Origin of the sequence: Streptomyces sp. NBC_00086, assembly GCF_026343255.1 — a bacterium.
Lineage (GTDB): Bacteria > Actinomycetota > Actinomycetes > Streptomycetales > Streptomycetaceae > Streptomyces.
On sequence record NZ_JAPELZ010000001.1, the window covers coordinates 4,833,151 to 4,859,271 of the forward strand.

Sequence of the window (26,121 nt, forward strand, 5' to 3'; positions counted from 1 at the left end):
GGTTCGCCTGGCGGGAGCTGCTCTCCGAGTGCCTGGCCGGAGTCCTGCAACGCCCCGGCCGGTCGGCGCTCACCGCGGTGGGCACCGTCCTGGGCGTCGGTACGTTCGTGGCCGTCCTCGGGCTGACCGCCACGGCCTCCTCGCAGATCGACGAGCGGTTCAACACCCTGACGGCGACCGAGGTGACCGTCGAGGACGTCTCCGCGCAGGCGAGCGAGTTCGTGGACCAGGCCTTCCCGCCCGACGCGGACGAGCGGGTCTCCCGCCTCAACGGCGTACGCCACGCGGGCGTCTACTGGACCGTCCGGCTCGGCGCGGGCCAGGCCGTACGGTCCACCCCGGTGGGCGGTCCGGCGGCCGGCCCGGGACCCGGAGACCTCCCGGTCGTCGCCGCCTCCTCCGGAGCGCTGGAAGCCGCGGCCCCCACCCTCTCCCAGGGCCGGGTCCACGACGCCTGGCACGATGCCACCAAGCAGCGCGTGGCCGTGATCGGCAGCGGTACGGCGTCCCGGCTCGGCATCACCACCCTGGAGACCCGGCCGGCCGTCTTCATCGGCGACCACGGGTTCACCGTCATCGGGATCGTCGAGGACGTGGAGCGCAAGGCCGACCTGCTGCTGTCCGTGGTGGTCCCGCGCTCCACGGCCCAGGAGCTGTGGGGCGTCCCGAAGGGCGATGCCAGGATGCTCGTCTCCACCCGGCTGGGGGCGGCCGCGCAGATCGCGGCCGAGGCGCCGACGGCCCTCTCGCCCTCCCACCCCGAGTACTTCAAGGCCGTCCCGCCGCCCGATCCCAGGACGCTGCGCGCGAACGTCACCGCCGACCTCGACGTGCTGTTCCTCCTGCTCGCCTCCCTCTGCCTCTTCATCGGCACGATCGGCATCGCCAACACCACCCTCGTCGCCGTCATGGAACGCACCGGTGAGATCGGGCTGCGCCGCGCCCTGGGCGCCCGTACCCGGCACGTCACCGCACAGTTCCTCGCGGAATCCGCGGCCCTCGGCAGCCTCGGCGGCCTGATCGGCACCGCCCTCGGCACGATCACCGTCGTCGCGGTGGCGCTGGTCCGCGACTGGACGCCGGTACTGCACCCCGGCATCGTCGCGGCCGCCCCCGCGCTCGGCCTGGTGACGGGCCTGCTGGCCGGCGTCTACCCGGCCTGGCGGGCCGGCCGCGTACAGCCGGCCGAGGCCCTGCGCCGCTGAATCCCTGCGCCGCTGAATCCCTGCGCCGTTGAATCCCTGCGCCGCTGAGGCCGCGTGCCGCAGGCCGGGGGCCTGCCGGGCTCACCGCGTCAGGAACCGGGCCCGCAGCCGCTCCGTCGTGGCCGGGGTGATGCCGACCTCGTCCGCGAGGTAGGAGCGGACCGAGCCGTAACGGGTGGCGAGATCGGCCAGGGTCAGGCTCAGTACCTCGGCGGGCGCACGGCCGTACGAGGGCCAGCGCATCGTGCGGCCCGGGTGGGCGGTGTGCCAGTCGGCCGTCAGCCGGGCGGTCGCCAGCTCGGTCAGGGCGAAGTCCGCGAGGATCTGCTCCTCGTCCACACCGAGGAGGGTCAGGACCAGCGCGGCGATCAGTCCGGTGCGGTCCTTGCCGGAGGTGCAGTGGAAGACCGCCGGGCCGGGGCCCTCGGCGAGCAGCTCGATCGCGCCGCGGATCTCCGCCACGCCGTCCTCGGCGACCTCGGCGAACCGGTCCGCGAGGAACCGCCACGGGTCGGTGTCCGGGTCGATCTCGGCCTGGTCGTACGGCCGGTGCTCGATGCTGTGGTTGGCGTACGTGAACCGCTCGGGCTCCGGTATCCGGCCCTTCGCCTCGATCTCCCAGGGGTAGCGCAGGTCGATGACCGTCCGCACGCCGAGCTCCAGGAACCGTTCCCAGTCGGCGCCCGCGAGCTTGCCGAGCGAGTCCGCCCGGTAGAGGGCGCCCCACACGACGGTGGAGCCGTCCTCGGTGCGATAGCCGCCCAGATCGCGGAAGTTGTGCAGTCGCTCGAACTCGATGTGGCGGGTGCGGGTCATGCGGATCCCCTCGATGCCGTGCCGATGATCTTCCTGCGTGACGAGAGGCTGCCACACCCGCGGGCTCAGCCCATCCGCAGTGCCGCCGCGAAGTCCATCTTGTCCTCCAGCCGGCTCAGGTTGCGCCCGGTCAGTGCTTCGATGCGACTGATGCGGTAGCGCAGCGAGTTCACGTGCAGGTGCAGTGCCTCTCCGCAGCGCGCCCAGGAGCCGTCGTGTTCCAGGAAGGACCGCAGGGTGGGCACCAGATCGGAGCGGTAGCGCCGGTCGTAGTCGGTCAGCGGGGCCAGCAGCCGGCGGCTGAACTCCCGCCGGACGTCGGCCGGGATCAGCGGCAGCAGCGCCATGACGTGCGCGGTGAGATCGTCCGGCCCGCACGCGGCGACCGCTTCCGAAGGGGCCGCGACCTGGCGGGCGTTACGGGCCTGGGCGAGCGCGTGCCGCAACTCCGCGGCCCCGCCCACCGGGTCGCTGACCCCGAAGGCCAGCCGCTCGCCGGCCCGCAGCCCGCGCGGCAGCGAGCCGCCGGCGACCCGTACGACCGCGTCGGGGGTCAGCAGCCCGTCCGCCCCGACGAGCACGAAGGCGACGGCCTCGGCCCCGTCCCCGGCCGCCGTGACGGCCATCCGCGGCCCGGCGTCCGGACCCAGGCAGCGCGGATGCAGCAGGACCTCCTCCAGCAGGTCGCGCACGGACGCCGGTACGGGAAACCCGTGCACCCCCTTCGGGTCCAGCCGGGCCGATACGGCCTGCCAACGAAGCCGGCCGTCCGCGCCGTCCGTGCCGTCCGCGCCGTCCGTGCCTTCCGCGCCGTCCGTGCCTTCCGCGCTGTCCGGGCCGGTGGCCCCCGCCGCGAGCCGGGCCGCCGCCTCTTCCTCCTCGAACAGCGCCTGCCCGCCCTCCCCGGCGGCGGCCGAGCCGACCAGCGCCAGCAGCCGTTCGGCGGCGCGCCGCCGCATCGTACGGTCGGTGTCGCGGCCGCCGCGCTCGACCGAGACCAGCCGCGCGAGCCGGTCCAGCAGGTCGACGCGTTCGCCGTTCCAGTCGGCGCTGTCGGCCTCGACGGCGATCAGCCAGTCGGTCAGCGCCGCACCGGGAGCGCACTCCCCGTCCCCGTCCCCGGCCCCGGAGCGGACCGGGAACAGGGAGAAGGCCGTCCCGCGCGCGACCGTACGGTGCGGTGCCCGTTCGCCCGCCCGTTCGGCGGCCAGGAACCGCCCGGCCAGCGCCGAGGCCGTCTTCTCCGGCAGCGGCGGCCGCGCGCCCGCGATCTGCCGGCCGGTCGGGGAGAGGATGTGCGCACGCAGGTCCAGCTCGGCCAGCAGCAGTTCGAGCAGGGCGTCGGCCCCCGCCCCGGCCTGCCGGTCGGTGCTGAAGCGCCGGTGCCGGTCCACGAGCGCGGCGAGACCGCCGATCCTTTCCTCGGTCCGGCCGCGCGCCACGTACTCGGTGACCGAGGTGAACGGCACCTCCACGCCCACCGCGAGCAGCGGCAGCCCGTAGCGGGCGCAGGCCTCCACCAGATCGTCGGGGACGTGGCCGAACTGCGCCTCGCCCGCGCCCAGCGCCACGGCGCCCGCCTCCACGAGGACGCGGACGAACGCGTCCGACCGGTCGGCCCCCGACTCCCGGCGGTGCCAGGCCAGTCCGGACAGCACCAGGTCACCGGGGGACACGAAGCGCCCCGGGTCGGGCAGGTCGATGGTCACCGTGCCCAGCACGGGCCGGTCGAGGTCCCGCTCGCCGCCGGTCAGGCGCAGCAGGCGCGGCAGACACGGGTCCGTAGGCGCCTGGGCCTCTTCGGACGACAGCAGATCACGCAGCCTCATGGCTCCAGCCTGCCATGCGCCGGCACGTTCGCTTTTCCGGCCTCGACCCGTTGAACCGCAGGTCAGGCCTTTACGTTGGGGTAATTCCACGGAAATCGGGGTGAGTGCGATGGTCCCGGTTCATGGGATCGGTGACTGCCGGACACCCCGGCCAGGGACCGCACTTGCTCCGCGCGGCCGGGGAACCCGACTTCCCACGGGTCGCCGTCCCCCGGCGCCGGGGGACGCGGTACGGCCGATCGGCACTCCCGGCTGGTGCCGAACGGCCCTCATCCCGGCCGTCCGCCGCTGCCAGCCTGGGGGGAGACAGCGATGCGAAGGAGAGTGCCGGCCATGGGGATCACGCTTCCGCGGCCCGCCCAGGACGACGACTGGTGGAAGAAGGCGGTGTGCACCGCCGACGAGGAGTGCGCCGAACTCTTCTACTCCGAAGCCGCGGGATCCGCCGCCCGGGCCAAGCGGATCTGCCTCTCCTGCCCGGTCCGCGGAGCCTGTCTGGAGTACGCCCGGGAGATCGGCGAGAACTCCGGGATCTGGGGCGGCCTCACCGGACACGAGCGCCGCGCCCGCAGGCGGTAGGGCCGCCCCGGCGGAAGCCCGGAAGCCCGGAAGCCCGGAAGCCCGGAAGCCCGGAAATTCTGAAGGGCGGGCCCGGCCCTACAGGCCCATCGGAGCGTGCAGTTCGACGAGGATCTCCACCTCGACGGGGGAGTCCAGCGGCAGCACGCTCACGCCGACCGCGCTGCGGGCGTGGATGCCCGCGTCGCCGAAGGCGGTGCCCAGCAGCTCGCTCGCGCCGTTGAGCACGCCGGGCTGCCCCGTGAAGTGCGGGTCGCTGGCCACGAAGCCGACCACCTTGACCACGCGCTTCACGGCGGAGAGGTCCCCGGCGACGGAGGTGACGGCGGCCAGCGCGTTGAGCGCGCACTGCTGCGCCAGCTCCTTGGCCTGCTCCGGGGTGACCTCGGCGCCGACCTTCCCGGTGAGGGGGAGGGCGCCGTCGACCATCGGGAGCTGGCCGGAGGTGTACACGTAGTGCCCGCTCTGCACGGCGGGGACGTAGACGGCGACCGGCGAGGGCGTCGGCGGCAGCTTCAGTCCGGCCGCGGCGAGGCGCTCTTCGGGGGTGCTGGTCATGGGCGGATCTCCTTGTGGTCGCTGTCGCTGTCGCTGTCGCTGTCGCTCTGGCTGTAGCTCTGGCTGTCGCTCCGTGCCGCTTTCGCCCTCCGGCCGCGGGAAGATGATGACCGGCTTGATCATGCCCGGCTCCTTGGCGGCGAGCCGCCCGAAGGCCTCCCCGACCCGGTGGAACGGGAACTCGTGCGTGGTGATCACCGTCGGGTCCACCAGCCCGTCCCCGATCAGGTGCAGCGCCCGCGCGAGCCGCGCCCCGCTGCTCTGCGGCGGCCGGCAGCGGGCGTACGTGATCTTCCCGCTCCCGGACAGCCCCCCGCGGGCGGCCCGCGCGGCGGCGGGCGCGGCCGTCGCCATGATCGCGCGGTCGGCGCCGCCGCCGGTCAGCTCCAGGATCCGCTCGGCGGTGTCCTCGTAGGCCGGGTCGATCACCACGTCGGCCCCGAACCGCAGGGCGAGGCGCTGGCGCTTCATCTCCGGCTCGACGGCGATGACGCGGGCCCCGCGCAGCCGGCCGGCCGCGATGGTCGCGCCGAGCCCGACCGCGCCCTGGCCGAAGACGACGACGCTGCCGCCCGGGGGCGGCCCCGATTCCTCGGCGGCGGCGAAGCCGGTGGGCAGCGCGCCCGCCGCGTAGAGGGCCTGGTGGTCGGAGATGGTGTCGGGGAGCAGGACCAGTCCGGCCCCGGCCGCCGGGGCGCGAAAGAACTCGGCGAGCCGCCCGTGGCCCTCGACGCCCACGCGCCGGCCGACGTAGGAGGGGCAGACCCCGGGGCCGACGGTCTCCACGACGCCGACGGCCTCGTGGCCGAGCCCGGTGGGTGCCCCGGCGGCGGTGTGCCCGTCCCAGGCGCAGATGAGCGCGGCCGTGGTGCGTACGAGGACCTCGCCCGCCCTGGGCTGGGGGACGGGCCTTTCCAGCAGGGCGGGCGGCTCGCCGGTACGGCGCAGCACGAAGGCCTTCACGAGACTCCTTACTACGTCGTTACACGGTTCGGTTTCCAACCATGCGGGTACGGCCCCGGTCCGGCGGGGGGCCGTAGGTCGGGACCTGACGGGCCTACGGTCAGCACTTCGACCCGCTGCTCGTCCCGTTCCGGGCCCTGCCGCGTCCCGTCGGGCGGTCGCAGGGGTCGCAGCGGCCGGGCGCCGGGCGCAGCCCGCACCGCCGTGTCCCCGTTCCACCCGCGGAGCGCACCGCTCACGGCCGGGTGACCCGGACCTGGTAGCTGCCGTTGCGCAGTTCGCCCACGACCGAGACGCTGATGCCCGACTTCTCGTCGGTGAAGGTCTCGCCCGGCCGGAACGGCGCGTCCGAGAGCTCGGCGTGCACGTTGGACCGCCGGGTGCAGCCGCCGCTCGCGGACGAGCTGTCGGAGACGGTGACGGGCCCGCGGCCGGTGTCCACGTCGGAGTCCACCTTGTAGATGAGCACTCCGGGCTTGCAGACGGCCTCGTCGTTCCCGGCGCGGGTGCGCACCTCCACCGCGTACCCGGCGCTCTCCGAGACGGGGATGAAGGCCAGCTTGGTGCCGCCCTCCACGGCCAGCGGGCTCAGCACGTGGTCGCTGACCCCGGACTTCCCGGCGCAGCTGATCTGGTTGCTGTCGAGCCAGCCCAGCTTCCACTTGTGCCAGCCCAGCAGGTCGTTGTTGGCGCCCCAGTCCTCGCTCATGATGTCCCAGTGCCCCACCGTGCCGCCGCCGTCGGCGGTGTAGAGGTCGGGCAGGCCGAAGACGTGCCCGTTCTCGTGGGGGAGCACCCGGTAGCCGGTCTCCCGGTAGGAGCCGGAGCCGTCGTCCTGGCGGCTGTAGACGAAGGACGTGTTGGCGAGCGGGACGCCGTCGGCCATCGGGGCCTCGCCGTTGCCGGAGAAGGTGACGGAGAGGACGGTGTCGAGGGCGGAGGGGCCGGCGTTCGGAGTGACCAGAATATTTATCAGGTCATACCGGGAGAAATCGACCTCGGCGTCGGAGGTTTTGATGATGTGCTCGACGAGCTGGCGGTAGCCGGGCTCGTACGCGGAACCCCGCTCGATCCCGTACGCCGCGAACGGCATCGGCATCCGCAGCCAGTTCTTTATCGGCGCCTCGGCCCGGTAGGTCAGCCGCCCGTAGGAGCTGATGCGAAACCAGTCGGACGTCTGCGGGAAGAACTCCGCCATCCGGTCGGCCGCCGTGCCCTCGCCCTTGGCGTCGGGGAAGTCGATCATCAGGTTCAGCGCCCGGACCTCGCCGGTCGAGCGCGAGTACCCCGGCGAGGTCGGCAGCCCCTCGGACATCTGCACGCCCATCGCGCCGGAGATCCGGCAGGGCGCGAGCATCGACTCGGCGCTGGTCGCGCCCACCGGGCCGGCCGCCGAATGGCTGCGACTGGATATGCCCGCGCTCGCCGTCGCCGTGATGCCGAGGGCCAGCGCGGTGATGCCTACGTACACGCTGGTGCGGCTTGGCTTGCGTATCCGGTGGCGCGTCTGCGGCATGGAGATCGGCCTTCGGGTCCGCGGCAGCCGGCCGGGTCCGGACTGCGCTCTGTGGGCTCACCCTCCGACGGCTCGGGCGGGCTCGCGCGTCGGGAGAGGCCAAACGGGATCAAAGGGCCTGGAGTGGTGTGACCCACGTCACACGGGAGAGTGAAATAAGCGGGGACCCTCTCCCCGTTTGAACCAGAGTCCCCGTGAACCGGGGAGCCGCTCCCCGTTTCGAGGGGGGCGAGCGGTCCATCCGGAAGTACGCATCACCCGCCAGGGAGCCGTCCATGAAGAGCCCCGCCACCACCGATCCGGCGAGCCTGCCCGTCCCGGGCCCGGAGGCCGGCCTCGACCTCGCGGCTCCGGCCGCGGGCGCCGCGGGTACGGGTGGGGGTGCGTGCGCCGCCGTGGGCGCGGCCGCGGGCAAGGTCAAGGCGGCGGTCAAGGCGGCCGGCAAGCGCGCCCGTACCGGCGCGGAGGCGGTCCCGCGTCCGCGCGCCGACGCCGTCCGCAACCGGGAGCGCATCCTGGCCGCGGCCCGCGACGTGCTCGTGGAGTTCGGCCCCGCCGCCCCCCTCGACGAGATCGCCCGCCGGGCCGGCGTGGGCAACGCCACGCTCTACCGGCACTTCCCCGACCGGCCCGCCCTGATCCACCACGTCGTGCTCTTCGGCATGGACCGGGTGACCGGTCTGGCCGTCGACTCCCTCGCCGAGGAGCCGGACGCCTTCGCCGCCCTCGTCCGCTTCACGCACGCGGCGGCGGACGAGCGGATCGGAGCCCTGTGCCCCGCGCTCTCCAGCGACTTCGACCACGACCACCCCGAACTGCTCGTCTCCCGCGAGACCTTGGAGGAAGCCGTCGAGGCCCTGCTGGCCGCCGGCCGCGCCTCCGGGCTCGTACGCACGGACGTCGGCGTCGGCGACCTGATGATCGCGCTCTCCCAGCTCAGCCGCCCGCTCCCGGGCACGGGCTGCTTCGACGCTGACGTGTTCGTCCACCGTCATCTCCAGCTCTTCCTGGACGGGTTGAGGGCCCCGGCCCGGTCCGAACTGCCGGGCTCGGCGGCCACGCTGGCGGACCTGAGGCGGAACGCCATGTGACGCCCCGGAGTCCCGCCCCCGGCGCCGTAAACGCGCCCTGATTCTTTCTTTTCAGTCATCTCGCACCGCGAAGTGGGTACCCCCATGTCAAAAACAGCCGCGAACCCGCCGCTGTCCGTCGCCGCCGCCGATCCCAGTCGCTGGAAGGCCCTGGTCTTCATCGCGCTGGCGCAGCTGATGGTCGTCCTCGACGCCACCATCGTGAACATCGCCCTGCCGTCCGCCCAGACCGACCTCGGCATCTCGGACGGCAACCGCCAGTGGGTCATCACCGCGTACGCGCTGGCCTTCGGCGGACTGCTCCTCTTCGGCGGCCGCATCGCCGACAAGTGGGGCCGCAAGAACGCCTTCATCGTCGGCCTCATCGGCTTCGCCCTGGCCTCCGCGCTGGGCGGCGCCGCACAGGGTGAGGCCATGATGCTGGGCGCCCGCGCCCTCCAGGGCGCCTTCGGCGCACTGCTCGCGCCCGCCGCGCTCTCGCTGCTGGCCGTCATGTTCACCGACGCCAAGGAGCGCGCCAAGGCCTTCGGCATCTACGGTGCGATCGCCGGTGGCGGTGGCGCCGTGGGTCTGATCCTCGGTGGTGTCCTCACCGAGTACCTGAACTGGCGCTGGACCTTCTTCGTCAACATCCCGTTCGCGATCGTCGCCGCCGTCGGCGCCTGGATGATCATCCGCGAGCCGGCCGGCGGCCGTAACCGCGCACCGCTCGACATCCCCGGTGTCCTGCTGTCCACGACCGGCCTGGTCGCCCTGGTCTACGGGTTCACCCGCGCCGAGTCGGCCGGCTGGTCGGACGGCCTCACCGTGGGCATGTTCATCGCCTCCGTGGTGCTGCTCGGCGCGTTCGTCCTCGTCGAGTCCCGTACGAAGAACCCGCTGCTCCCGCTGCGCGTCCTGCTGGAGCGCAACCGCGGCGGCGTCTACCTCTCGCTGGGCCTCGCCGTCATCGCGATGTTCGGCCTGTTCCTCTTCCTCACCTACTACCTGCAGGTCGTCAAGGGCTTCTCGCCCGTCACGACCGGCTTCGCCTTCCTCCCGATGATCGTGGGCATGATCGCCGGCTCCACGCAGATCGGCGCCCGCCTCATGACGCGGGTCCCCCCGCGCCTGCTGATGGGCCCCGGCTTCATGGTCGCCGCCAGCGGCATGCTGCTGCTGACGCAGCTCGAGGTCGGCTCCTCCTACCCGGCGCTGATCCTGCCGGCGCAGCTGCTGCTGGGCCTCGGCATGGGTACGGCCTTCATGCCCGCCATGTCCCTGGCCACGTACGGGGTGAACCCGGCCGACGCCGGTGTCGCCTCCGCGATGGTCAACACCTCGCAGCAGGTGGGCGGCGCGATCGGCACCGCCCTGCTGAACACGATCGCCGCCTCCGCGACGACCGCGTACCTGACCGACCACGCGGCCGAGGCCGCGGCGGGCGGCCCGGCGGCGCAGCTGATCCAGGCCCAGGCCATGGTGGAGGGCTACTCCTCCGCGATCTGGTGGGCGGTCGGCATCCTGGTCGCCAGCTCCCTCATCGCCCTGACCCTCATCACCACGGGCAAGCCGGGCGCGGGCGCCCCGGTCGCCGAGGGCGAGGACGCCGACATGAAGATCCCGGTGATCGCCCACTGACCCCACCTTCGCAAGAGGGGGCGGGCCCCGACGGGTCCCGCTCCCGGGTACGGGAATGACTGATGACCCCGCATCGTTCAAATTTGAACGATGCGGGGTTAGTCTTTGTGTGGCGGCCCGCCGTGACGATTCCTGGAGCTCTTGATGCCGACGCCCGAAGCCCTGACCCCCGCCCGGATGCCGGCGCTGTACCTGAGCCACGGAGCCCCGCCCCTCGCGGACGACCCGCTGTGGCCCGCCGAACTGGCCGCCTGGTCCGCGGACCTCCCGCGCCCCCGCGCGATCCTGATGGTCTCCGCGCACTGGGAAGAGGCCCCGCTCGCCCTCGGGGCCACCGAGAAGGTCCCGCTCGTCTACGACTTCTGGGGCTTCCCCGAGCACTACTACCAGGTCCGCTACGACGCTCCGGGCGCCCCCGAGCTGGCCGCGTCGGTCCGCAAACTCCTCAAGGCACCCGGCACCCCCGTCCAGGACATCCCCGACCGCGGCCTCGACCACGGCGCGTACGTCCCGCTGGTGGAGATGTTCCCCGGGGCCGACATACCGGTGCTCCAGATATCCATGCCGACCCTCGATCCGCGCCGCCTGATGGAGATCGGCCGCAAGCTGGCCCCCCTGCGCGACGAGGGCGTCCTCATCGTCGGCAGCGGCTTCTTCACCCACAACCTGGCCGCCCTGCGCCACACCGGCCCCGGAGTTCCCGCCTGGTCGGCCGAGTTCGACGCCTGGGGCCACGAGGCACTGGCCGCCTCCGACATCGACGCCCTACTGGACTTCGAAGCCAAGTCCCCGGCGGGCCGCCTGGCCCACCCCCGTACGGAACACTTCGCCCCCCTGTTCGTCACCCTGGGCGCCGCGGAATCCGACCTCGCCACCGCAACCACCCCGGTCTCGGGCTTCTGGATGGGCCTGTCGAAGCGGTCCCTGCAATTTGGCTGACCGCGAGCAGCTCTGGTGCCCCAGCGGCTCGGCGTACGCGCCGGAGTCGCTGGTCCTCGCGGTCCGCCACGGCCTCGACGGGCCCCCGGCCTACCTCCCGGCCCCCCGCCCGGCGGCCGAAGCCCTGGCCGAACTCGCCGACGGGGTGGAACCACGCCGCCTGCTGCGCCTGGCCTCCCACTGCGTCCCGCACTGCCTCAACCGCGCGGGCGACACCTGCACCCTGGCCACCCGCCTGACCTCACCCCCGCCGAAGGCCGCCGCGCCACCCGCCTGCCACCTCCGCCCGGCCTGCAAGTGGTGGACCCAGTCGGGCCCGCCGGCCTGCCACGCCTGCCCGCAGGTCGCTACCCGCCGCCCCGGACCGGACCGGTGACGTCCTCCCCGATGGTGAACCCCTTGGCGGGGCCGGTCGGGATCGCGACCGGGGTCCCGTACGCCGTCCGCGACTCGTCCTCGTAGACGGCCTTCCCGGGGTTGGGGGAGGTCAGCACGGTGACGGTGCCACCGTCGTCGAAGTCGTCGATCAGGACGTAGACGGGAACGGCGGCCCGGGCGTAATCGCGCCGCTTGCGCGTCCTGTCGCGCGTGATGTTGTCGCTGCCGGGGGAGACGACTTCGACGATCAGTGCTACGGCGGAGGCGTCGACTCCGAGACCGTCCTCGGTGACGTGTCCCTCGGTGTCCTCCAGTGCGACGAACAGATCGGGGATCCACACCTTGCGTTTGTGGATGACGTTCATGTCCTGGCGAGCGGCGAACTCGCCGCCGGCGAGGAATGCGACGAGCTGATCCCTCAAGCGATTGACGGTACGGCCGTGCGAGTAGCGACCCGTGGGTGACACCTCGATGAACCCCTCGACGATCTCGGCGTGGTAGCCCTCGGGGAGTTCCATGGCTTTCCATGCCTGCCACAGGACGTCGTCAAGGTCCGACGGGGGAGTCGCGACCTTCGGCATTACGGCCTCCAGCGTCTCGTGTGCGAGAGCGGTCATGTGCAGCACCTCCTCTGAGTGTGGGCGTCGCAGACCGGACGGCACAAGCGACTCTCCGATGCCCGGACCGCAGCCGCCCATGCCACAGGAATATGCCCAACCTTCACTCGGACGGGGAGGCCATCGCCGGACGAGGCAACCAGAAGCCGCCGGGGCTCGTCTCCTGGGGTGGGAGTGCAGCCGGGGGCGACGCTGCGACAGGGGCGAAGGCGGCCGTGTCAAGTGTGACGGTGGTCTCATCGCCGCCTCCCTCGGGTGGCCCGTCAGGCCGCTGGGGTCGACCGCAATCCCCGCCCTGACCTGCGGATCTTCAGGCCCGGCGGCATCGCCGATCCGATCGGATCGGGGGGCGGCGGGGCAGGATACTGCAAGATCTCGAAAAACAGGGAGCAACGTGGGAATTCTGTCCCGATTCCAGTCGTTGTTTCCTTCGGAAGCGGGCACTCGGGAGAGTGTCCGGGCAGCCGAACCAGCGCAGCCGAACCACCGCACCACAGCGACCGAACTCATCGCAAGGGAGCACGCATGGCAACCCGCGCCGTCGCCCGTCGTCAATCCGCGAGCAGCGCTCGCGCTGCGAGCGGGGAGATCGCAGACCGCGACCTGGTCGGCATGTACCTGGACGAGATCGCGCGTACCCCGCTGCTCGACGCGGCCAAGGAAGTGGAGCTCTCGCAGATCATCGAGGCGGGCGTGTACGCCCAGCAGATCCTCGACGGCGCGATAGAGCGCAAGGGCAAGAAGCCCTCCCGGGAGGAGCTCGAATTCCTGGCCGCGGAGGGTGAGCGCGCCAAGGAAGTCTTCATCCGGTCCAACCTCCGCCTGGTCGTCGCCGTGGCCCGCCGCTACCCGCGCAGCGGTCTGCCGCTCCTCGACCTCATCCAGGAGGGCAACGCCGGCCTGGTCCGCGCCGTGGAGAAGTTCGACTACGCCAAGGGCTTCAAGTTCTCCACGTACGCCACGTGGTGGATCCGCCAGGCGATCACCCGCTCCATCGCCGACCAGTCCCGCACCATCCGCCTGCCCGTCCACCTGGTGGAGGAGCTCGGCCGGATCCGCCGGGTCCAGCGCGAGTTCAACCGCGAGAACGGCCGCGACCCGGAGCACGCGGAGATCGCCGCCGAGCTGGACACGACGGAGAAGCGCGTCGGCGACGTCCTGGACTGGGCGCGCGATCCGGTCAGCCTGAACATGGGCGTGGACGAGGACGGCGACACGCAGTTCGGCGATCTGCTCGAAGACACCTCGGCGATCTCCCCCGAGCAGTCCGTCCTCTCCCTCCTCCGCAGCGAGGAGCTGGAGGACCTGCTGGGCAAGCTGGACCAGCGAACCGCGTCGATCATCAAGATGCGTTACGGCATTGAAGACGGTCGAGAGCGTACGCTTACTGAAGTCGGCAAGCAGCACGGGCTGACCCGCGAGCGAATCCGCCAGATCGAGAAGCACGCGCTGCTCGAACTGAAGAAGATGGCCCGCGACACCGGCTTCGACGCGGTGGCCTGACGGCCCCGAGTCACAGCCCCCCATACGAGCCCCCGGTGCCTATCCCCCCCAGGCGCCGGGGGCTCCCCTTTGCCCGATCCGGCACCGCCGTCGCCCGTTGCAGCCCCGCCGGCGTTCGAGGAACGGGGTCCGGGGCGGAGCCCCAGGCCCTTACGGGTCCGGGCGCAGCCCGGGGAACGGGCGAAGGGCGGGTAGGGGACAGCCCCGCAGGGCCCCGGCTACGGCCCGGCCGCCTCCGCCAGTCGCGCCCCCAGCGCCCGCGCGGCCTCCACCAGAGCCCCCGGCCCGTGCACGGTGAACGGCACCCCCACCAGCCCCAACCGGGCCACCAGCCACTCCGGCGAGTCCGCGGACTCGAACCGCACCCGAACCCCGCCGCCCTCCTCTACAGCCCCGGAACCCGGTTCCACCACCACCCGTTCCCGGAGCCACCCCGGCAGGGCATCGGCACACCGCTCACCCGTGAAGGTGACATCCACCGGGTAGGTCCCCCCACCCCGCAGCCCCAGCCGCACGAAGTCCACCGCGTCCATCGGCAGCTCCCGCGGAGCGAACCTCGCCCCGGTCGCGTACGGCTCGCTCATCCGGTCCACCCGGAAGGTCCGCCAGTCCCCGCGCTCCATGTCGTAGGCCACGAGGTACCACCGGCTCCCGGTGCTGACCAGCCGGTACGGCTCCACCAGCCGTCGCGAGGCCACCCCGTCCCGCGCCCGGTACGCGAACCGCAGCCGCTCCGGACCCGCCACCGCCGAGGCGATCGCCGTCAGCGTCCGCGGATCCACGCTCGCCCCGTCGCCCCGAGCCACCGCGACCGTCGCGGACTGCAGCGCGCCCACCCGCCGCCGCAGCCGCCCCGGCAGGACCTGCTCCAGCTTCGCGAGGGCGCGTACGGAGGCCTCCTCCACGCCCTCGATGGCGTGCCCGGCCCCCGCCCGCAGCCCCACCGCGATCGCGACGGCCTCCTCGTCGTCCAGGACGAGCGGCGGCATCGCGGCGCCGGCCACCAGCCGGTAGCCCCCCTCCGCCCCCAGCGTGGCCTCCACCGGGTACCCCAGCTCCCGCAGCCGGTCGATGTCGCGCCGGATCGTACGGGCGCTCACCCGCAGCCGCTCGGCCAGCTCGCTCCCGGGCCACTCGCGCGGGGTTTGGAGCAGGGAGAGGAGGGAGAGGAGGCGGGCCGGGGTGTCGGTCATGGTTCAAAGGTGCCAGCCAAATAGGACACCAACTGACCTAGATGCCGTCTAGGTTTCTCTCCATGAGCACCGAGACGACCCAGTCATCGCCCGAAGGAAAGAACGGGCCCGTACAAGAAGAGCGGACCGACCCTCCCGCAGAGACCAACCCGATCGGCAAGACCGGCGGCGCCGGCACGACGAGCGAGCCGGGCGCGCCGGGCGAGCCCGCGGCCCCGGCCGACCGCCGCCGCTGGATCGCGCTCGCCATCGTGATGACCGCCGCCTTCATGGACCTGGTCGACGTCACGATCGTCAACATCGCGATACCCCGGATGCGCGAGGACCTCGGCGCCTCCACCAGCGCCATCCAGTGGATCACCGCGGGGTACGCCCTCGCCTTCGCCGCCGGCCTGATCACCGGCGGCCGTCTCGGTGACATCTACGGCCGCAAGCGCCTCTTCCTCATCGGCATATCCGGCTTCACGGCGGCCTCGCTGCTCTGCGGTCTCGCCCCCAACCCCGATGTGCTCGTCGCCGCCCGCATCCTCCAGGGCGGCATGGCGGCCATGATGGTCCCGCAGGTGCTCGCGATCATCCACGTCACCTTCCCGCCGCACGAGCGCGGCAAGGTCTTCGGCCTGTTCGGCGCGATCATCGGCCTCGGCGCCGTCTCGGGCCCGATGCTCGGCGCGCTGCTCACCGAGTGGAACATCGCCGGTCTCGAATGGCGCCCGATCTTCCTGATCAACCTGCCCGTCGGCATCGCGGGCGTGATCCTGGGCCGCAAGTTCATCTCCGAGTCCAAGGCCCCCAAGGCGCTGCGCCTGGACCTGGTGGGCGTCGTGCTCGCGACCCTCGCCCTGGTCATGCTGATCTTCCCGCTCACCCACGGCCGCGAGAACGACTGGCCCGTGTGGGGCTTCGTCTGCATGATCGCCTCGCCGCTGGTCTTCGCCGCCTTCATCGCCTACGAGAAGTACAAGATCCGCAAGGACGGCTCCCCGCTCGTCGAGCTCTCCCTGTTCAAGGTCAAGAGCTTCGCGGGCGGTATCGCCGTCCAGCTGACCTTCGGCCTCGCGACCGGCATCTTCTTCCTCGTGTGGACGCTCTACATGCAGATGGGCCTCGGCTGGAGCGCCCTGAAGGCCGGCTCCACGGGCATCCCGTTCTCGATCGCCGTCTCGGCCGCCGCGGGTGTGTCCGTACAGAAGCTCGTACCGCGCTTCGGCCGCAAGGTGCTCCAGGCCGGCGCGCTGATCATGGCCGCGGGCGTACTCCTCTACATCTGGGAGTCGGACCGCTACGGCATGACCATCACCTCCTGGCAGATGGCCGCCCCGCTGATCGTCATGGGCGTCGGCATGGGCCTGATCATCGCGCCGCTGACCGACACCGTGCTCTCCGAGGTACCGCGCGAGCACGCCGGCTCGGCGTCCGGGCTGATCAACACCACCGGCCAGATGGGCAACGCGCTGGGCCTCGGCCTGACCTCCGTCGTCTACTTCGGCTTCATCGAGGACGACCGGGTCTTCGGGCCGCCGTACGTCGACGCGTTCCACAACGCCATGTGGTGGGTCGTGGCCGTCCTGGTCGTGATCTTCTCCGTGATGTTCATGCTGCCGCGCAAGGCCGTCCCCATGGCCGAGCGCGAGGGCGGCGCGGAGCACGCGGGCTAGCACCGCGCGCCTGCGCACCTCACTCACGGGCATGTCCGCTTCTGTTGGCGGACATGCCCGTTTGTTTTGTTTCCAGGCGCAAACGGGCGTACGATCCAGGAGAATCCACAGAGTCGGGCATCGAACGGATCTGAAACCACATGTACGCACCGGAGCGCCAGCAGGAGATCCTCCGCCTCGCCCGCGAGGCGGGCCGGGTCGACGTCCTGTCCCTGGCCGACCAGTTCCAGGTCACGGCCGAGACCGTGCGCCGCGACCTCAAGGCCCTGGACCGGGCCGGGCTCGTACGCCGGGTGCACGGCGGTGCCATACCGGCCGGCCGCCTCGACTTCGAGCCGGACCTCACCGAGCGCGAGGCCACCGCGGCCGACGAGAAGGACCGCATCGCGGCCGCCGCCCTCGCCGAACTCCCCGACGGCGGCAGCATCGTCCTCGACGCGGGGAGTACGGTGGCCCGCCTCGCGGCCGCCATCCCCGTCGACACCGCGCTCACCGTGGTCACCCACGCGCTGCCCGTCGCCGCCCGGCTCGCCGACCACACCGGCATCGACCTCCACCTCGTCGGAGGCCGCGTCCGCCACCGCACCCGCGCCGCGGTCGACGCCTGGGCGCTGCGCGCCTACGCCGAGATCCGCGCCGACGTCCTCTTCCTCGCGACGAACGGCTTCACCGCCGAGGGCGGCCTGACCACCCCCGACCTCGCCGAGGCCGCCGTCAAGCGCGCCGCGATGGCCGCCGCCCGCCGCGTGGTCCTCCTCGCCGACTCCGCGAAGGCGGGCCAAGAGCACTTCGCGTGCTTCGGCGCCTTCGCCGACGTCGACCTCCTCATCACGGACAAGGGGCTCAGCCCCGCCCACAAGGCGGCGATCGAGGCCGCCGGTACGGAAGTTGTGCTCGTATGATCCTCACCGTCACCCCCAACCCCTCCCTCGACCGGACCTACGAGGTCCCCTCGCTGGACCGCGGCGAGGTGCTCCGCGCGAGCGGCGACCGGGTGGACCCCGGGGGCAAGGGCGTGAACGTCTCCCGCGCGGTGGCCGCCGCCGGCTTCCGTACGACGGCGGTCCTGCCCCTCGGCGGCACGCCGGGCACGATGATCGCCGAACTCCTCGGCGCCCAGGGCGTGGACGTCACGGCGGTCTCCATCGCAGGCCTGACCCGCTCCAACATCTCCCTCGCCGAACCGGACGGCACCCTCACCAAGATCAACGCCGCCGGTCCGGCACTGACCGCCGCCGAATCGGCGCTCCTCCTGGAAACCGTCCGCACCTGCTCGGGCGGCGCCGCCTGGATCGCCTGCTGCGGCAGCCTCCCGCGCGGCCTCGGCCCCGAGTGGTACGCCGACATCGTGGCCCGGGCCCACGCCGCGGGCACCCGCATCGCCCTGGACACCTCCGGCCCGGCGCTGCTCGCGGCGCTGCCGGCCCGCCCGGACGTGATCAAGCCGAACGCCTCGGAGCTCGCGGCCGCGGTGGGGCGGCCCCTGGCCACCCTCGGCGACGTGCTCGGGGCCGCGGAGGAACTGCGCGCGCTGGGCGCGGGCGCGGTCCTGGCCTCCCTCGGCGCGGACGGCCAGCTCCTGGTCTCCGGGGAGGGCACCTACTACGGCACGGCGGCCGTCTCCTCGGTCCGCAGCAACGTCGGCGCGGGCGACGCCTCCCTCGCCGGCTTCCTGATCGCGGGGGGTACGGGGCCTGCGGCCCTGGCCTCCGCCCTGGCCCACGGCGCCGCCGCGGTCCAGCTTCCCGGCAGCGCCATGCCGGCCCCCTCGGATCTGCGGCCCGACGCGGTCCATGTCACCCAGGACCTGCCCCTGGACCTCCCTCTGTCCGAAATGAGCGACGAGCGATGAGCGAGATGATCACCCCAGACTTGGTCGACCTCGACCTGTCGGCCGAGTCCAAGGAGGGGGCGGCACGTGCCCTCGCCGAACGGATGGTGGCGCTGGGCCGGGTCACCGACCTGGACGGCTTCCTGGCCGACGTGGCGGCGCGCGAGGCCCAGATGCCGACCGGCCTGGAGGGCGGCATAGGCATCCCCCACTGCCGGTCCGCCCACGTCACGACCCCCACCCTGGCCTTCGGCCGCTCCACCTCCGGCATCGACTTCGGAGCCCCGGACGGCCCGGCGGACCTGATCTTCCTGATAGCCGCCCCCGCAGGCGCCGACGACGCCCACCTGTCGATCCTCTCCACCCTGGCCCGCCGCCTGATGCGCCCCGACTTCGTGGCGGCCCTCCGCGCGGCCGCGACCCCTGAGGAAGCCGCGGCCCTGGTCTCGGGCGAGCCCGAAAACCCGGCCGCGCCGACCACCAACCCGGCCACTCCGGCGCCCAATTCAGCCCCTCCGGCGTTTGAGGAGCGGGGGTCCGGGGGCGGAGCCCCCGGTTTCGGGAAGGGGCGGGGTGGGGAAAGCCCCGCAGGGCAGCAGCCGTTCCGGATCGTGGCCGTCACGTCCTGCCCCACCGGGATCGCCCACACCTACATGGCAGCCGAGGCCCTCACCCAGGCCGCCGCCGAGGCCGGCATCGAGCTCACGGTCGAAACCCAGGGCTCCGCCGGCTTCACCAAGCTCACCCCCGAAACCATCGCCGCCGCCGACGCGGCCGTCTTCGCCCACGACGTCCCGGTCAGGGAAAGGGCCCGCTTCGCCGGCAAGCCCACCGTCGACGTGGGCGTCAAGGCGGGCATCAACCGCCCCGCGGAACTCCTCCAGGAGGCCCGCGACAAGGCCGCCCGAGGCGAGATCTCCAGCACCACCCCGACCCCCGTCGAAGAATCCGGACAGGACCAGGACGGCTACGGCGCCAAGCTCCGCACCTGGCTGATGTCCGGCGTCAGCTACATGGTCCCGTTCGTCGCCGCAGGCGGCCTCCTCATCGCCCTCGCCTTCGCCATCGGCGGGTACGAGATCAACACCGCCCCCTCGGTCGCCGAACACTTCGTCTGGACCGAGGCCGTGAGCTGGGCCGCACTGCTCTTCCAGACCGGCGGGCTCGCCTTCGGCTTCCTGGTCCCCGTCCTCGCCGGCTACATCGCCTACGGCATGGCCGACCGCCCCGGCCTCGTCCCCGGCTTCGTCGGCGGCGCCGTGGCCCTCACCATCAACGCCGGCTTCCTCGGCGGTCTGATCGCCGGCCTCATCGCGGGCGGCACCGTCCTCGCCGTCCAGCAGCTGAAGATCCCCACCGCCCTGCGCGGGATCATGCCGGTGGTGGTCCTGCCGCTGATCGGCTCCGCCGTCACCGCGTTCCTGATGTTCCTGGTCGTCGGCAAGCCCGTCGCCTCGCTCCAGCAGGCCCTCACCGACTGGCTGTCGGGCCTCTCCGGCGCCAACGCGATCATCCTCGGCGTCATCCTCGGCCTGATGATGTGCTTCGACCTCGGCGGCCCGCTCAACAAGGTGGCCTACGCCTTCGCCATCGGCGGCCTCGCCACCCCCAACGAGGGCAGCCTCAAGGTCATGGCCGCCGTGATGGCCGCCGGCATGGTGCCGCCGCTGGCGATGGCGCTGGCCACCACGGTCCGCGGCCGGCTCTTCTCCAAGACCGAGCGCGAGAACGGCAAGGCCGCCTGGTTCCTCGGCGCCTCCTTCATCAGCGAGGGCGCCATCCCGTTCGCCGCGGCCGACCCGCTGCGCGTGATCCCGGCCTCCATGGTGGGCGGCGCGGTCACCGGAGCCCTCTCGATGGCCTTCGAGTGCACCCTGCGGGCCCCGCACGGCGGCATCTTCGTGATCCCGCTGATCGGCAACCCGCTGCTCTACCTGATCGCCATCGCCGCCGGTACGGCCACCAGCGCCGGCCTGGTCATCCTCCTCAAGGGGATGCGCAAGCAGGACGAGACCCCGCGACAGCAGGCCGGGGCCACCGAAGCGGCGCCCCTGCCGGAACAGGTGAAGGTCACCGCCGCCGCCTGACCGCCGTCCCCGTCACCTCACCCGCGCGCGGAGCACCATGGCTCCGCGCGCGGCCGTTTCGCTCTCGTAGACCTCGCACATGTGCCGCCCGTCCGGAGTCACCGTGTGCTCGACCTCCCACAGGCTGAACTCGCCCCCGTCCAGCAGGACGAAGGAGTGCTCGTACAGGCTGAAGCCCGCGTCCTGTCCGTCGGCCAGGCACTGCCGGGTGCCGAACACCTGCGTGATCTGGTGCGCGTAGGCCGACCGCAGGAGCAGGGCCACCCGCTCGCCGGGCCGGTCAGGGTTCTCCGCGCGGCGCAGCACCCGGCGGGCGTGGTCCGCGGATTCCTCCACCGTGTACTCGCGGTGCCGCTGGGCCGGGGTCGGATTGGTGAACAGCGCGCTCAGCACGGCGATGTCGCTGTCCGGCTCTTCCTCCACCGTCACCTCCACGAGCTCCCGCGCCACCTGCGAGGGGGCCTCGCCGGAGAGCCGGGCCGCCGCGAGGCAGGTCTCCGCCTTGCTCGCGAAGACCTCGTACCGTATGGAGAGGTCGGCGTCCTGACGGTGCGCCAGCTCCCACAGGACCACGGAGTCGCCGTCGGACAGCAGGTAGGCGTGCCGGTGTATCTCCCGCCACGGCCCCGCCGACGGGTTGCGGCGGGCGGTGTGGAGGGTGGACCTGTGGGCGAGCGCCGTGCCCAGCCGCTCGACCAATTCGTCCGGCAGGTCGAAGGAGTTGAGGGCGCGGCCCAGGAGTCGGTCGAGGTGCGCCTCGGTTGTCTCGTGTGGATCGCTCAAGGTGGGTCTCCAGGCCGTCGCAGCTTGTCACTTCGCGGAAGCTCAACGTAGCCCCTGGGTCTGACATCACGTCCGGGGTTCGGCAAAACGTCCGGGAAGCGCCAGGGGTTCCAGCCACCCCTTCAGGTCAACCTCCATGTCGATGAGCATGGTTGGGCCGGATAGCGGGCACAAGGGCGGGAGCATGACCGTATGGCAACAAATACCGTGGGCGTCCCCCGCCAGCAGGGCCGGCCCCACAACCGCAAGGACGCAGAACCGATCGCAGCCCCCCGCGCGCTGGCCTGGCTGCTGCTGCTCACCGGAGCCGCCGGAGTGCTGGCCGCCTGGGTCATCACCCTGGACAAGTTCCTGCTGCTGGAGAACCCGGACTTCAAGCCCGCGTGCAGTCTCAATCCGGTGGTTTCCTGCGGCAGCGTCATGAAGAGCGAGCAGGCGGCGGCCTTCGGCTTCCCGAACCCGATGCTGGGGCTGGTCGCCTACGGGGCGGTCGTGTGCGTCGGCGCCGGCCTGCTGGCCGGGGCCCGCTACCGCGGCTGGTTCTGGCTCGGTCTGGGCGCCGGCATGCTCTTCGGCGTCGGATTCTGCTCCTGGCTCATGATCCAGTCGCTCTACGAGATCAACGCGCTCTGCCTGTGGTGCTGCCTGACCTGGCTGGCCACCCTGCTGATGTTCTGGGCGGTCACCGCCCACACCGTCCGTACGGGGATCCTCCCCGCACCCGCGCCGGTGCGGAACTTCTTCGCCGACTTCGGCTGGGCCCCGCCCGCCCTGCACACCGGCGTGATCGGGATGCTGATCCTGACCCGGTGGTGGGACTTCTGGACCGGCTGATCCCACCGGACCGGCCGACGACATGCGAGGGCCCCGGCAGCTGGACGCTGCCGGGGCCCTCGTCACGTCACACCGCAACTTCGAACGCGTCGCTCCACGGGCGCCGAGTATGTGGACCTCGGGATCCCGGACCGTAGGTCGGGAGCGGAGATCAGCTGCCGGCGGAGAGGTTGCCCGAGAGGACCGGGATGTTGCTGAGGATGTGCGAGAGCGGCTCGTCACCCTTGGCCTGGGTGGAGTTCTCGGTGCACTGCTGGTTCTGCGGGTTGGACAGGACGTTGATGTCCTGAACACCGATGTTGAGCGCGGCGATCAGGGACTGGGCGTTGACCTTGGCCGGCAGACCGATGCAGGGCTTGTTCAGGGTCCCCTGGACGACGCCGAGCTGCGGGCTCATGTCACCGTGCGTCTTCTGGTTGCCGTACGCCTGCACGGCGCCGTTCCCGTTGACGGTGTTGATCCCGTTGTCGTTGCCGATCGCCATGGCGGGGGCGGCAGCAGCAGCGCCCGCGCCGACGGCGGCGGCGGTGACCGCGGCAGCAGTCATGATCTTCTTGAGCATCTTGATCCTTTTGTCGCACGAGTGCCCGCTAGTGGAGCGCCCTGATCAACTGCCTTCGTGAAGGGTTGGTTCCGCTGCTTCACTCAAACGGCCTGTCTGCGTGCAGGTTTTCCCCGGGTGGGGTGAGCCGCCCCCGGACGCGTGCGCGAAGCCCGCACGCACCCCGCAGCGGGGTGCCGGGCCGCGCGCTCGTGTTGCGCTCCGTGGAACCCCTTCGCACGGTGGGTAAGGAGGCGGATCGCTCGGGTCCGCTTCTGAGCGACCACGAGAAGGAACACCCATGCACCGCACCAAGGCCTCCCGCATCCGCGTCCTCGTCCCGTCGGCCCTGGCGGTCGTCATACTCACCGGCGCGGCAGCTCCGGCGGGCGCCGCGGAAGGTGCCGGAGCCGCCGCGAACCGGGTGGCGGCCGCCCAGGAGGAGATCAAGGAGAGGGTGGCGGCGGCGGGTCCCGTCGAAGACGCCCTCGCCGCGGTCTCCAAGATCCTGGAGGACCTGACCAAGAGCCTGGGCACCCTGCTCCCGGGGATCAAGATCCCCGAGATCAAACTGCCCGCGCTCCCGTCCCTGCCGCAGCTCCCCGCGATCCCGGGGCTCCCCGACCTGCCGGTCCCGGCGCTTCCGGAGGTGCCGGTCCCCGAGATCCCCGGAGTCCCGGCACTCCCGGCGCTCCCGGTCGCCGATCCCGCGGCTCCGCCCGCGGGCGCGGTGCCCGCGGTGCCGGCGGTACCCGGTACGCCCACGGGCATCGTCCCGGAGATCCCGTCGTTCGCCGAGTTCCTTCCGTAGGGACCCGGATCCGTACACGGATCCGCACGCGGTTACGACTATTGGGCTGAACAGGTCTGATCGCGTGCGGAACCGTGTCGTCTGGGGAGGTGGACCGTTTCGCTCGATGTGAGCCTCGGAATCGGGGCAGAACGTCGAAGAGAAGGTGCACTTCCCATGAACACTGCCAAGAAGGCCGCCCTGGTCCTGGCCACCGCTGGTCTCGCCGCGGCCGGTGCCGCCGGTTCCGCAATGGCCGACTCCCAGGCCGAGGGTGCGGCCGTGGGTTCCCCCGGTGTCCTCTCGGGCAACCTGGCGCAGGTCCCGGTCCACATCCCGGTCAACGTCTGCGGCAACTCCGTGAACGTGATCGGCGCCCTGAACCCGGCGTTCGGCAACGTCTGCGTCAACGACTGACGTTCGACGCACCACGTGACTGTGGGCGCCACCGGCCTCGCCGGTGGCGCCCACAGTCATGTCGGCAGGAGAACGGGCCGGACGGTCAGTGCTTGGCCCCGCCGTTGAGCTTCACTCCGCCGAGCAGCGGGGAGGCCTGGGTGGCCCCGTTGGCGAGGTTCATCACCTCGGCCGGAGCGTCGTTGCGGACCTCGTTGACCTTCTGGACGGTGGTGACGACCTTCTCGACGCTCTCGCCCTGCTCGGCCAGTCCGTTGCCCACGGTCTGGGGCAGCGCCGCCGATACCGGGTTCACGGAGTCGGTGACCGCCGTCAGCCCGCTCGTCAGGCTCATGGGGACGGCCGGCGCCTCGGTGGTTGCGAAGGCGGGAGAGGTGGCGCCGAGGGCGGCGACGGAGCCGACGACGACTGCGGCGACCTTCGAGAGCTTCATTTTCAAAATCCTTTTCCATGGGTGACCGGTGGCGACCAGCGGCGACCGTCGCGCCACTTTCGCCGTGGTTAACGATTCCCCGGCGCCACGGAAACGCGGAACCGAACACGGCAACGGCCGGAGAATCCGACAAGGGACTCTCCGGCCGATATTTTTTCTGATTACCGGTATTGCCGTCAGGCGGCGTTACGGGACCTGCGGTACAGAATGGCGCCGCCCAGGATCAGGGCCGAGGCCAGGGCCGCGGCGCCGGCGGGCTGACCGGCGCCGGTCTCCGCCAGCTCCTGCCGCGCGGGGGCCGCGGGGACCGCCGCCACGGGAACGGCCTCGGGCGCGGGTGCGGGTCCCGGCGCGGGAACCGGGGCCGGGGCGGGCGCCGGGGCAGGGGCGGGCGCCGGGGCGGGCAGCGGCGCCGGGGGAAGCTCGACGGGCAGGTCACCGGCGGGGCCCGCCGGCGGCTGGTCGGCCGGGGGCACTACCGGCGCCGGGTGCTCCACGACCTGGCTGCCGTGCGGGGGCATCGGCGCGGGAGCCTCCTCCACCGGAGCCGGGAGCGTGTGCGGAGCCTCCTCCACTACGGGCGCGGGCGCCGGAAGCGGCTGCGGGGCCTCCTCGACCGGTGCCGGTACGGGGGCAGGTGCCGGTGCCGGTGCCGGTGCCGGTGCCGGAACGGGCTCCGGCTGCGGCGCGGGTGCCTGCTCCACGGGCGCGGGAGCGGGCGCGGGCGCCGGAGCGGGCGCCGGGTGCTCCGCCTCGGGCGCGGGCAGCGGCTGCGGCGCGGGGGGCGCGTGCTGGGTGGCCGGGGCCGGGGGCTGCTCGGCGTGCGGCGCCGGCTCGTGCTGCGGCCGGGGCTCGGGCTTCTCCGGGGCGGGGTGGTCGTCGCACTCCTCCTCGCCGGAGTCGCCGGAGTCTCCGTAGCCGCCCTGCGGCCCGGGCCCGTGGTCCTCGTGGCCGCCCTGCGGCCCGGGTCCGTCGTCGCCGTAGCCGCCCTGCTGCTCGGGTCCGCGGTCGCCGTAGCCGCCCTGCTCGTGCCGGTCCTCGTGCTCGTCGCGCCGGTCGTGCTGGTCGCGCTGGTTGACGTAGTGCCGGACCTGCTCGGCCTGCTGCGGGCTGAGGTAGCGCTCGTAGTCGTGGCCGGCGTCGGAGCCGGTCGTGGTGGCGCAGTTGTTGCCCATGGCGGGGTTGAGGCCCGCCCCGGCGTCCACGGTGTTGCCGCACACGTTCGGCGAGAAGGTGATCGGTACCGAGACGCTGTTGCCGGCCAGCACGCCCGGTGAATGGGAGGCCTCGGCCATCGCCCCGGGTTGTGCGTAGGCCGCGCCGGTCGCGATCGACAGCAGACTCGACGCAGCGGCCGCGGTGAGCACCCCCTTGCCCAGTACCTGTCGGCTCAGTACCTGTCGCATGGGTCCTTCCCTGTCTACCGGCCCTGCGGCCGGTGCTGAATCGAAGGTGGCCTCGGAGTGCACCGCCGTGCACTCCGAGGCCACCCCGAGGAGGTCTGCCCTTGCGGGCACAGGCGCTTCGTCAGGCGTTGACGCAGGTGTTGCCGAACGAGGGGTTCAGCAGGGCGATCACGTTGACGGTGTTGCCGCAGACGTTGACCGGGACGTGGACCGGGACCTGGAGCACGTTGCCGGACAGGACGCCCGGGGAGCCGACGGCCTTGCCGTCCGCAGCCGCGTCGGCCATGGCGGGGGAGGCGGCACCGGCGGCCATGAGAATGCCGGCGGCCAGCACCACTGCCTTCTTGTACGTCATTTGTTTTCGTTTCCTTCCCGCAGAGGTCTATCCGCTGCAGAAATAACAACGAGTGGGTCCGGGAAAAGAAACCGGGGATTTTTGCGCGCCTCCGGCCAATTCACTCAGATGCTCGTGCGTCCTGAATTGTGGCCGGATTCTTCTGGTTGCTCCAGGGTCCCTATTCGGGTCCCGACATG

General features: G+C 72.2%; 25 protein-coding genes and 1 pseudogene. 14 read left to right on the forward strand and 12 right to left on the reverse strand.

The genetic code is table 11. From position 1 onward, the window contains the following. The first annotated feature begins 17 nt into the window (after positions 1-17). Complete coding sequence (locus OG276_RS21840; RefSeq protein WP_266912990.1) at positions 18-1,205, forward strand: ABC transporter permease; 1,188 nt, start codon at positions 18-20, stop codon at positions 1,203-1,205. A gap of 81 nt (positions 1,206-1,286) precedes the next feature. Here the strand turns inward: OG276_RS21840 and OG276_RS21845 are convergent, their stop codons facing one another. Together OG276_RS21845 and OG276_RS21850 are read right to left on the reverse strand one after the other, a co-directional pair. Then, positions 1,287-2,021: a tyrosine-protein phosphatase gene (locus OG276_RS21845; protein WP_266907925.1), complete on the reverse strand. Its 735-nt coding sequence runs from the start codon at positions 2,019-2,021 to the stop codon at positions 1,287-1,289. Positions 2,022-2,086: 65 nt separating this feature from the next. Next, complete coding sequence (locus OG276_RS21850; RefSeq protein ID WP_266907926.1) at positions 2,087-3,850, reverse strand: PucR family transcriptional regulator; 1,764 nt, start codon at positions 3,848-3,850, stop codon at positions 2,087-2,089. 333 nt (positions 3,851-4,183) lie between these two features. Between OG276_RS21850 and OG276_RS21855 the strand changes: the two genes are divergently transcribed. After that, the gene (locus tag OG276_RS21855; RefSeq protein WP_266907927.1) at positions 4,184-4,429 is read left to right on the forward strand and encodes a WhiB family transcriptional regulator; all 246 of its coding nucleotides are present in this window, start codon (positions 4,184-4,186) and stop codon (positions 4,427-4,429) included. A 78-nt stretch (positions 4,430-4,507) separates the two neighbouring features. Here the strand turns inward: OG276_RS21855 and OG276_RS21860 are convergent, their stop codons facing one another. From OG276_RS21860 to OG276_RS21870, 3 genes and pseudogenes are all read right to left on the reverse strand, one after another. Beyond that, positions 4,508-4,987, reverse strand: a complete 480-nt coding sequence (locus OG276_RS21860; RefSeq protein ID WP_266912992.1) for a RidA family protein — start codon at positions 4,985-4,987, stop codon at positions 4,508-4,510. Between the two features lie 303 nt (positions 4,988-5,290). Then, positions 5,291-6,169 (reverse strand): annotated as a pseudogene (locus OG276_RS21865) (zinc-binding dehydrogenase); the annotation flags it as partial. A gap of 16 nt (positions 6,170-6,185) precedes the next feature. Further along, the gene (locus tag OG276_RS21870; protein ID WP_266907928.1) at positions 6,186-7,466 is read right to left on the reverse strand and encodes a M6 family metalloprotease domain-containing protein; all 1,281 of its coding nucleotides are present in this window, start codon (positions 7,464-7,466) and stop codon (positions 6,186-6,188) included. Positions 7,467-7,741: 275 nt separating this feature from the next. Here OG276_RS21870 and OG276_RS21875 point away from each other — a divergent pair, with 275 nt between their 5' ends. From OG276_RS21875 to OG276_RS21890, 4 genes are all read left to right on the forward strand, one after another. After that, a complete protein-coding gene (locus OG276_RS21875; RefSeq protein WP_266907929.1) occupies positions 7,742-8,557 on the forward strand; it encodes a TetR/AcrR family transcriptional regulator in 816 nt (271 codons plus the stop codon). Between the two features lie 84 nt (positions 8,558-8,641). Beyond that, entirely contained in the window at positions 8,642-10,177 is a 1,536-nt protein-coding gene (locus OG276_RS21880; protein WP_266907930.1) for an MFS transporter, read from the forward strand. Positions 10,178-10,321: 144 nt separating this feature from the next. Then, positions 10,322-11,116 carry a dioxygenase gene (locus OG276_RS21885; protein ID WP_266907931.1) on the forward strand — a complete coding sequence of 265 codons (795 nt, stop codon included), beginning with the start codon at positions 10,322-10,324 and terminating at the stop codon, positions 11,114-11,116. Further along, positions 11,109-11,492, forward strand: a complete 384-nt coding sequence (locus OG276_RS21890) for a hypothetical protein (protein ID WP_266907932.1) — start codon at positions 11,109-11,111, stop codon at positions 11,490-11,492. Before OG276_RS21885 ends, OG276_RS21890 begins: the two co-directional genes overlap by 8 nt. On the opposite strand, the gene OG276_RS21895 is transcribed toward OG276_RS21890, so the two are convergent. Then, entirely contained in the window at positions 11,464-12,111 is a 648-nt protein-coding gene (locus tag OG276_RS21895) for a Uma2 family endonuclease (protein ID WP_266907933.1), read from the reverse strand. The two genes, OG276_RS21890 and OG276_RS21895, sit on opposite strands and share 29 nt — an antisense overlap. A gap of 525 nt (positions 12,112-12,636) precedes the next feature. On the opposite strand from OG276_RS21895, the gene OG276_RS21900 reads away from it, so the two are divergent. Beyond that, positions 12,637-13,614 carry an RNA polymerase sigma factor RpoD/SigA gene (locus tag OG276_RS21900; RefSeq protein WP_266907934.1) on the forward strand — a complete coding sequence of 326 codons (978 nt, stop codon included), beginning with the start codon at positions 12,637-12,639 and terminating at the stop codon, positions 13,612-13,614. Positions 13,615-13,832: 218 nt separating this feature from the next. Here OG276_RS21900 and OG276_RS21905 read toward each other — a convergent pair whose 3' ends face one another. After that, complete coding sequence (locus tag OG276_RS21905; protein WP_266907935.1) at positions 13,833-14,807, reverse strand: YafY family protein; 975 nt, start codon at positions 14,805-14,807, stop codon at positions 13,833-13,835. A 62-nt stretch (positions 14,808-14,869) separates the two neighbouring features. Between OG276_RS21905 and OG276_RS21910 the strand changes: the two genes are divergently transcribed. The 4 genes from OG276_RS21910 to OG276_RS21925 all read left to right on the forward strand — a co-directional run bounded on the left by OG276_RS21910 (position 14,870) and on the right by OG276_RS21925 (position 20,383). Next, on the forward strand, positions 14,870-16,465 hold the full coding sequence (locus tag OG276_RS21910) for an MFS transporter (protein ID WP_266907936.1): 1,596 nt from the start codon (positions 14,870-14,872) through the stop codon (positions 16,463-16,465). A 140-nt stretch (positions 16,466-16,605) separates the two neighbouring features. Further along, a complete protein-coding gene (locus tag OG276_RS21915) occupies positions 16,606-17,367 on the forward strand; it encodes a DeoR/GlpR family DNA-binding transcription regulator (RefSeq protein WP_266907937.1) in 762 nt (253 codons plus the stop codon). After that, on the forward strand, positions 17,364-18,317 hold the full coding sequence (gene pfkB / locus OG276_RS21920; RefSeq protein ID WP_266907938.1) for a 1-phosphofructokinase: 954 nt from the start codon (positions 17,364-17,366) through the stop codon (positions 18,315-18,317). Before OG276_RS21915 ends, pfkB begins: the two co-directional genes overlap by 4 nt. Beyond that, a complete protein-coding gene (locus tag OG276_RS21925; protein WP_266907939.1) occupies positions 18,314-20,383 on the forward strand; it encodes a fructose-specific PTS transporter subunit EIIC in 2,070 nt (689 codons plus the stop codon). The genes pfkB and OG276_RS21925 overlap by 4 nt, the downstream gene beginning before the upstream one ends. 12 nt (positions 20,384-20,395) lie before the next feature. On the opposite strand, the gene OG276_RS21930 is transcribed toward OG276_RS21925, so the two are convergent. After that, complete coding sequence (locus OG276_RS21930; protein ID WP_266907940.1) at positions 20,396-21,166, reverse strand: DUF6227 family protein; 771 nt, start codon at positions 21,164-21,166, stop codon at positions 20,396-20,398. Positions 21,167-21,358: 192 nt separating this feature from the next. Between OG276_RS21930 and OG276_RS21935 the strand changes: the two genes are divergently transcribed. After that, positions 21,359-22,000, forward strand: a complete 642-nt coding sequence (locus OG276_RS21935) for a vitamin K epoxide reductase family protein (protein ID WP_266907941.1) — start codon at positions 21,359-21,361, stop codon at positions 21,998-22,000. 151 nt (positions 22,001-22,151) lie between these two features. Here the strand turns inward: OG276_RS21935 and OG276_RS21940 are convergent, their stop codons facing one another. Then, positions 22,152-22,562: a rodlin gene (locus OG276_RS21940; RefSeq protein ID WP_266907942.1), complete on the reverse strand. Its 411-nt coding sequence runs from the start codon at positions 22,560-22,562 to the stop codon at positions 22,152-22,154. Between the two features lie 280 nt (positions 22,563-22,842). Here OG276_RS21940 and OG276_RS21945 point away from each other — a divergent pair, with 280 nt between their 5' ends. Together OG276_RS21945 and OG276_RS21950 are read left to right on the forward strand one after the other, a co-directional pair. Beyond that, positions 22,843-23,352 (forward strand): hypothetical protein, encoded by a 510-nt coding sequence (locus tag OG276_RS21945; protein WP_266907943.1) that lies wholly within the window; start codon positions 22,843-22,845, stop codon positions 23,350-23,352. 156 nt (positions 23,353-23,508) lie between these two features. Beyond that, on the forward strand, positions 23,509-23,748 hold the full coding sequence (locus OG276_RS21950; RefSeq protein ID WP_266907944.1) for a chaplin: 240 nt from the start codon (positions 23,509-23,511) through the stop codon (positions 23,746-23,748). An 85-nt stretch (positions 23,749-23,833) separates the two neighbouring features. Here OG276_RS21950 and OG276_RS21955 read toward each other — a convergent pair whose 3' ends face one another. The 3 genes from OG276_RS21955 to OG276_RS21965 all read right to left on the reverse strand — a co-directional run bounded on the left by OG276_RS21955 (position 23,834) and on the right by OG276_RS21965 (position 25,942). Beyond that, positions 23,834-24,181, reverse strand: coding sequence for a hypothetical protein (locus tag OG276_RS21955; RefSeq protein WP_266907945.1), 348 nt, complete (start codon positions 24,179-24,181; stop codon positions 23,834-23,836). Positions 24,182-24,357: 176 nt separating this feature from the next. Continuing rightward, positions 24,358-25,587 (reverse strand): chaplin, encoded by a 1,230-nt coding sequence (locus tag OG276_RS21960; RefSeq protein ID WP_266907946.1) that lies wholly within the window; start codon positions 25,585-25,587, stop codon positions 24,358-24,360. A gap of 121 nt (positions 25,588-25,708) precedes the next feature. After that, positions 25,709-25,942 (reverse strand): chaplin, encoded by a 234-nt coding sequence (locus OG276_RS21965; protein WP_250737630.1) that lies wholly within the window; start codon positions 25,940-25,942, stop codon positions 25,709-25,711. Between the last annotated feature and the right edge of the window lie 179 nt (positions 25,943-26,121).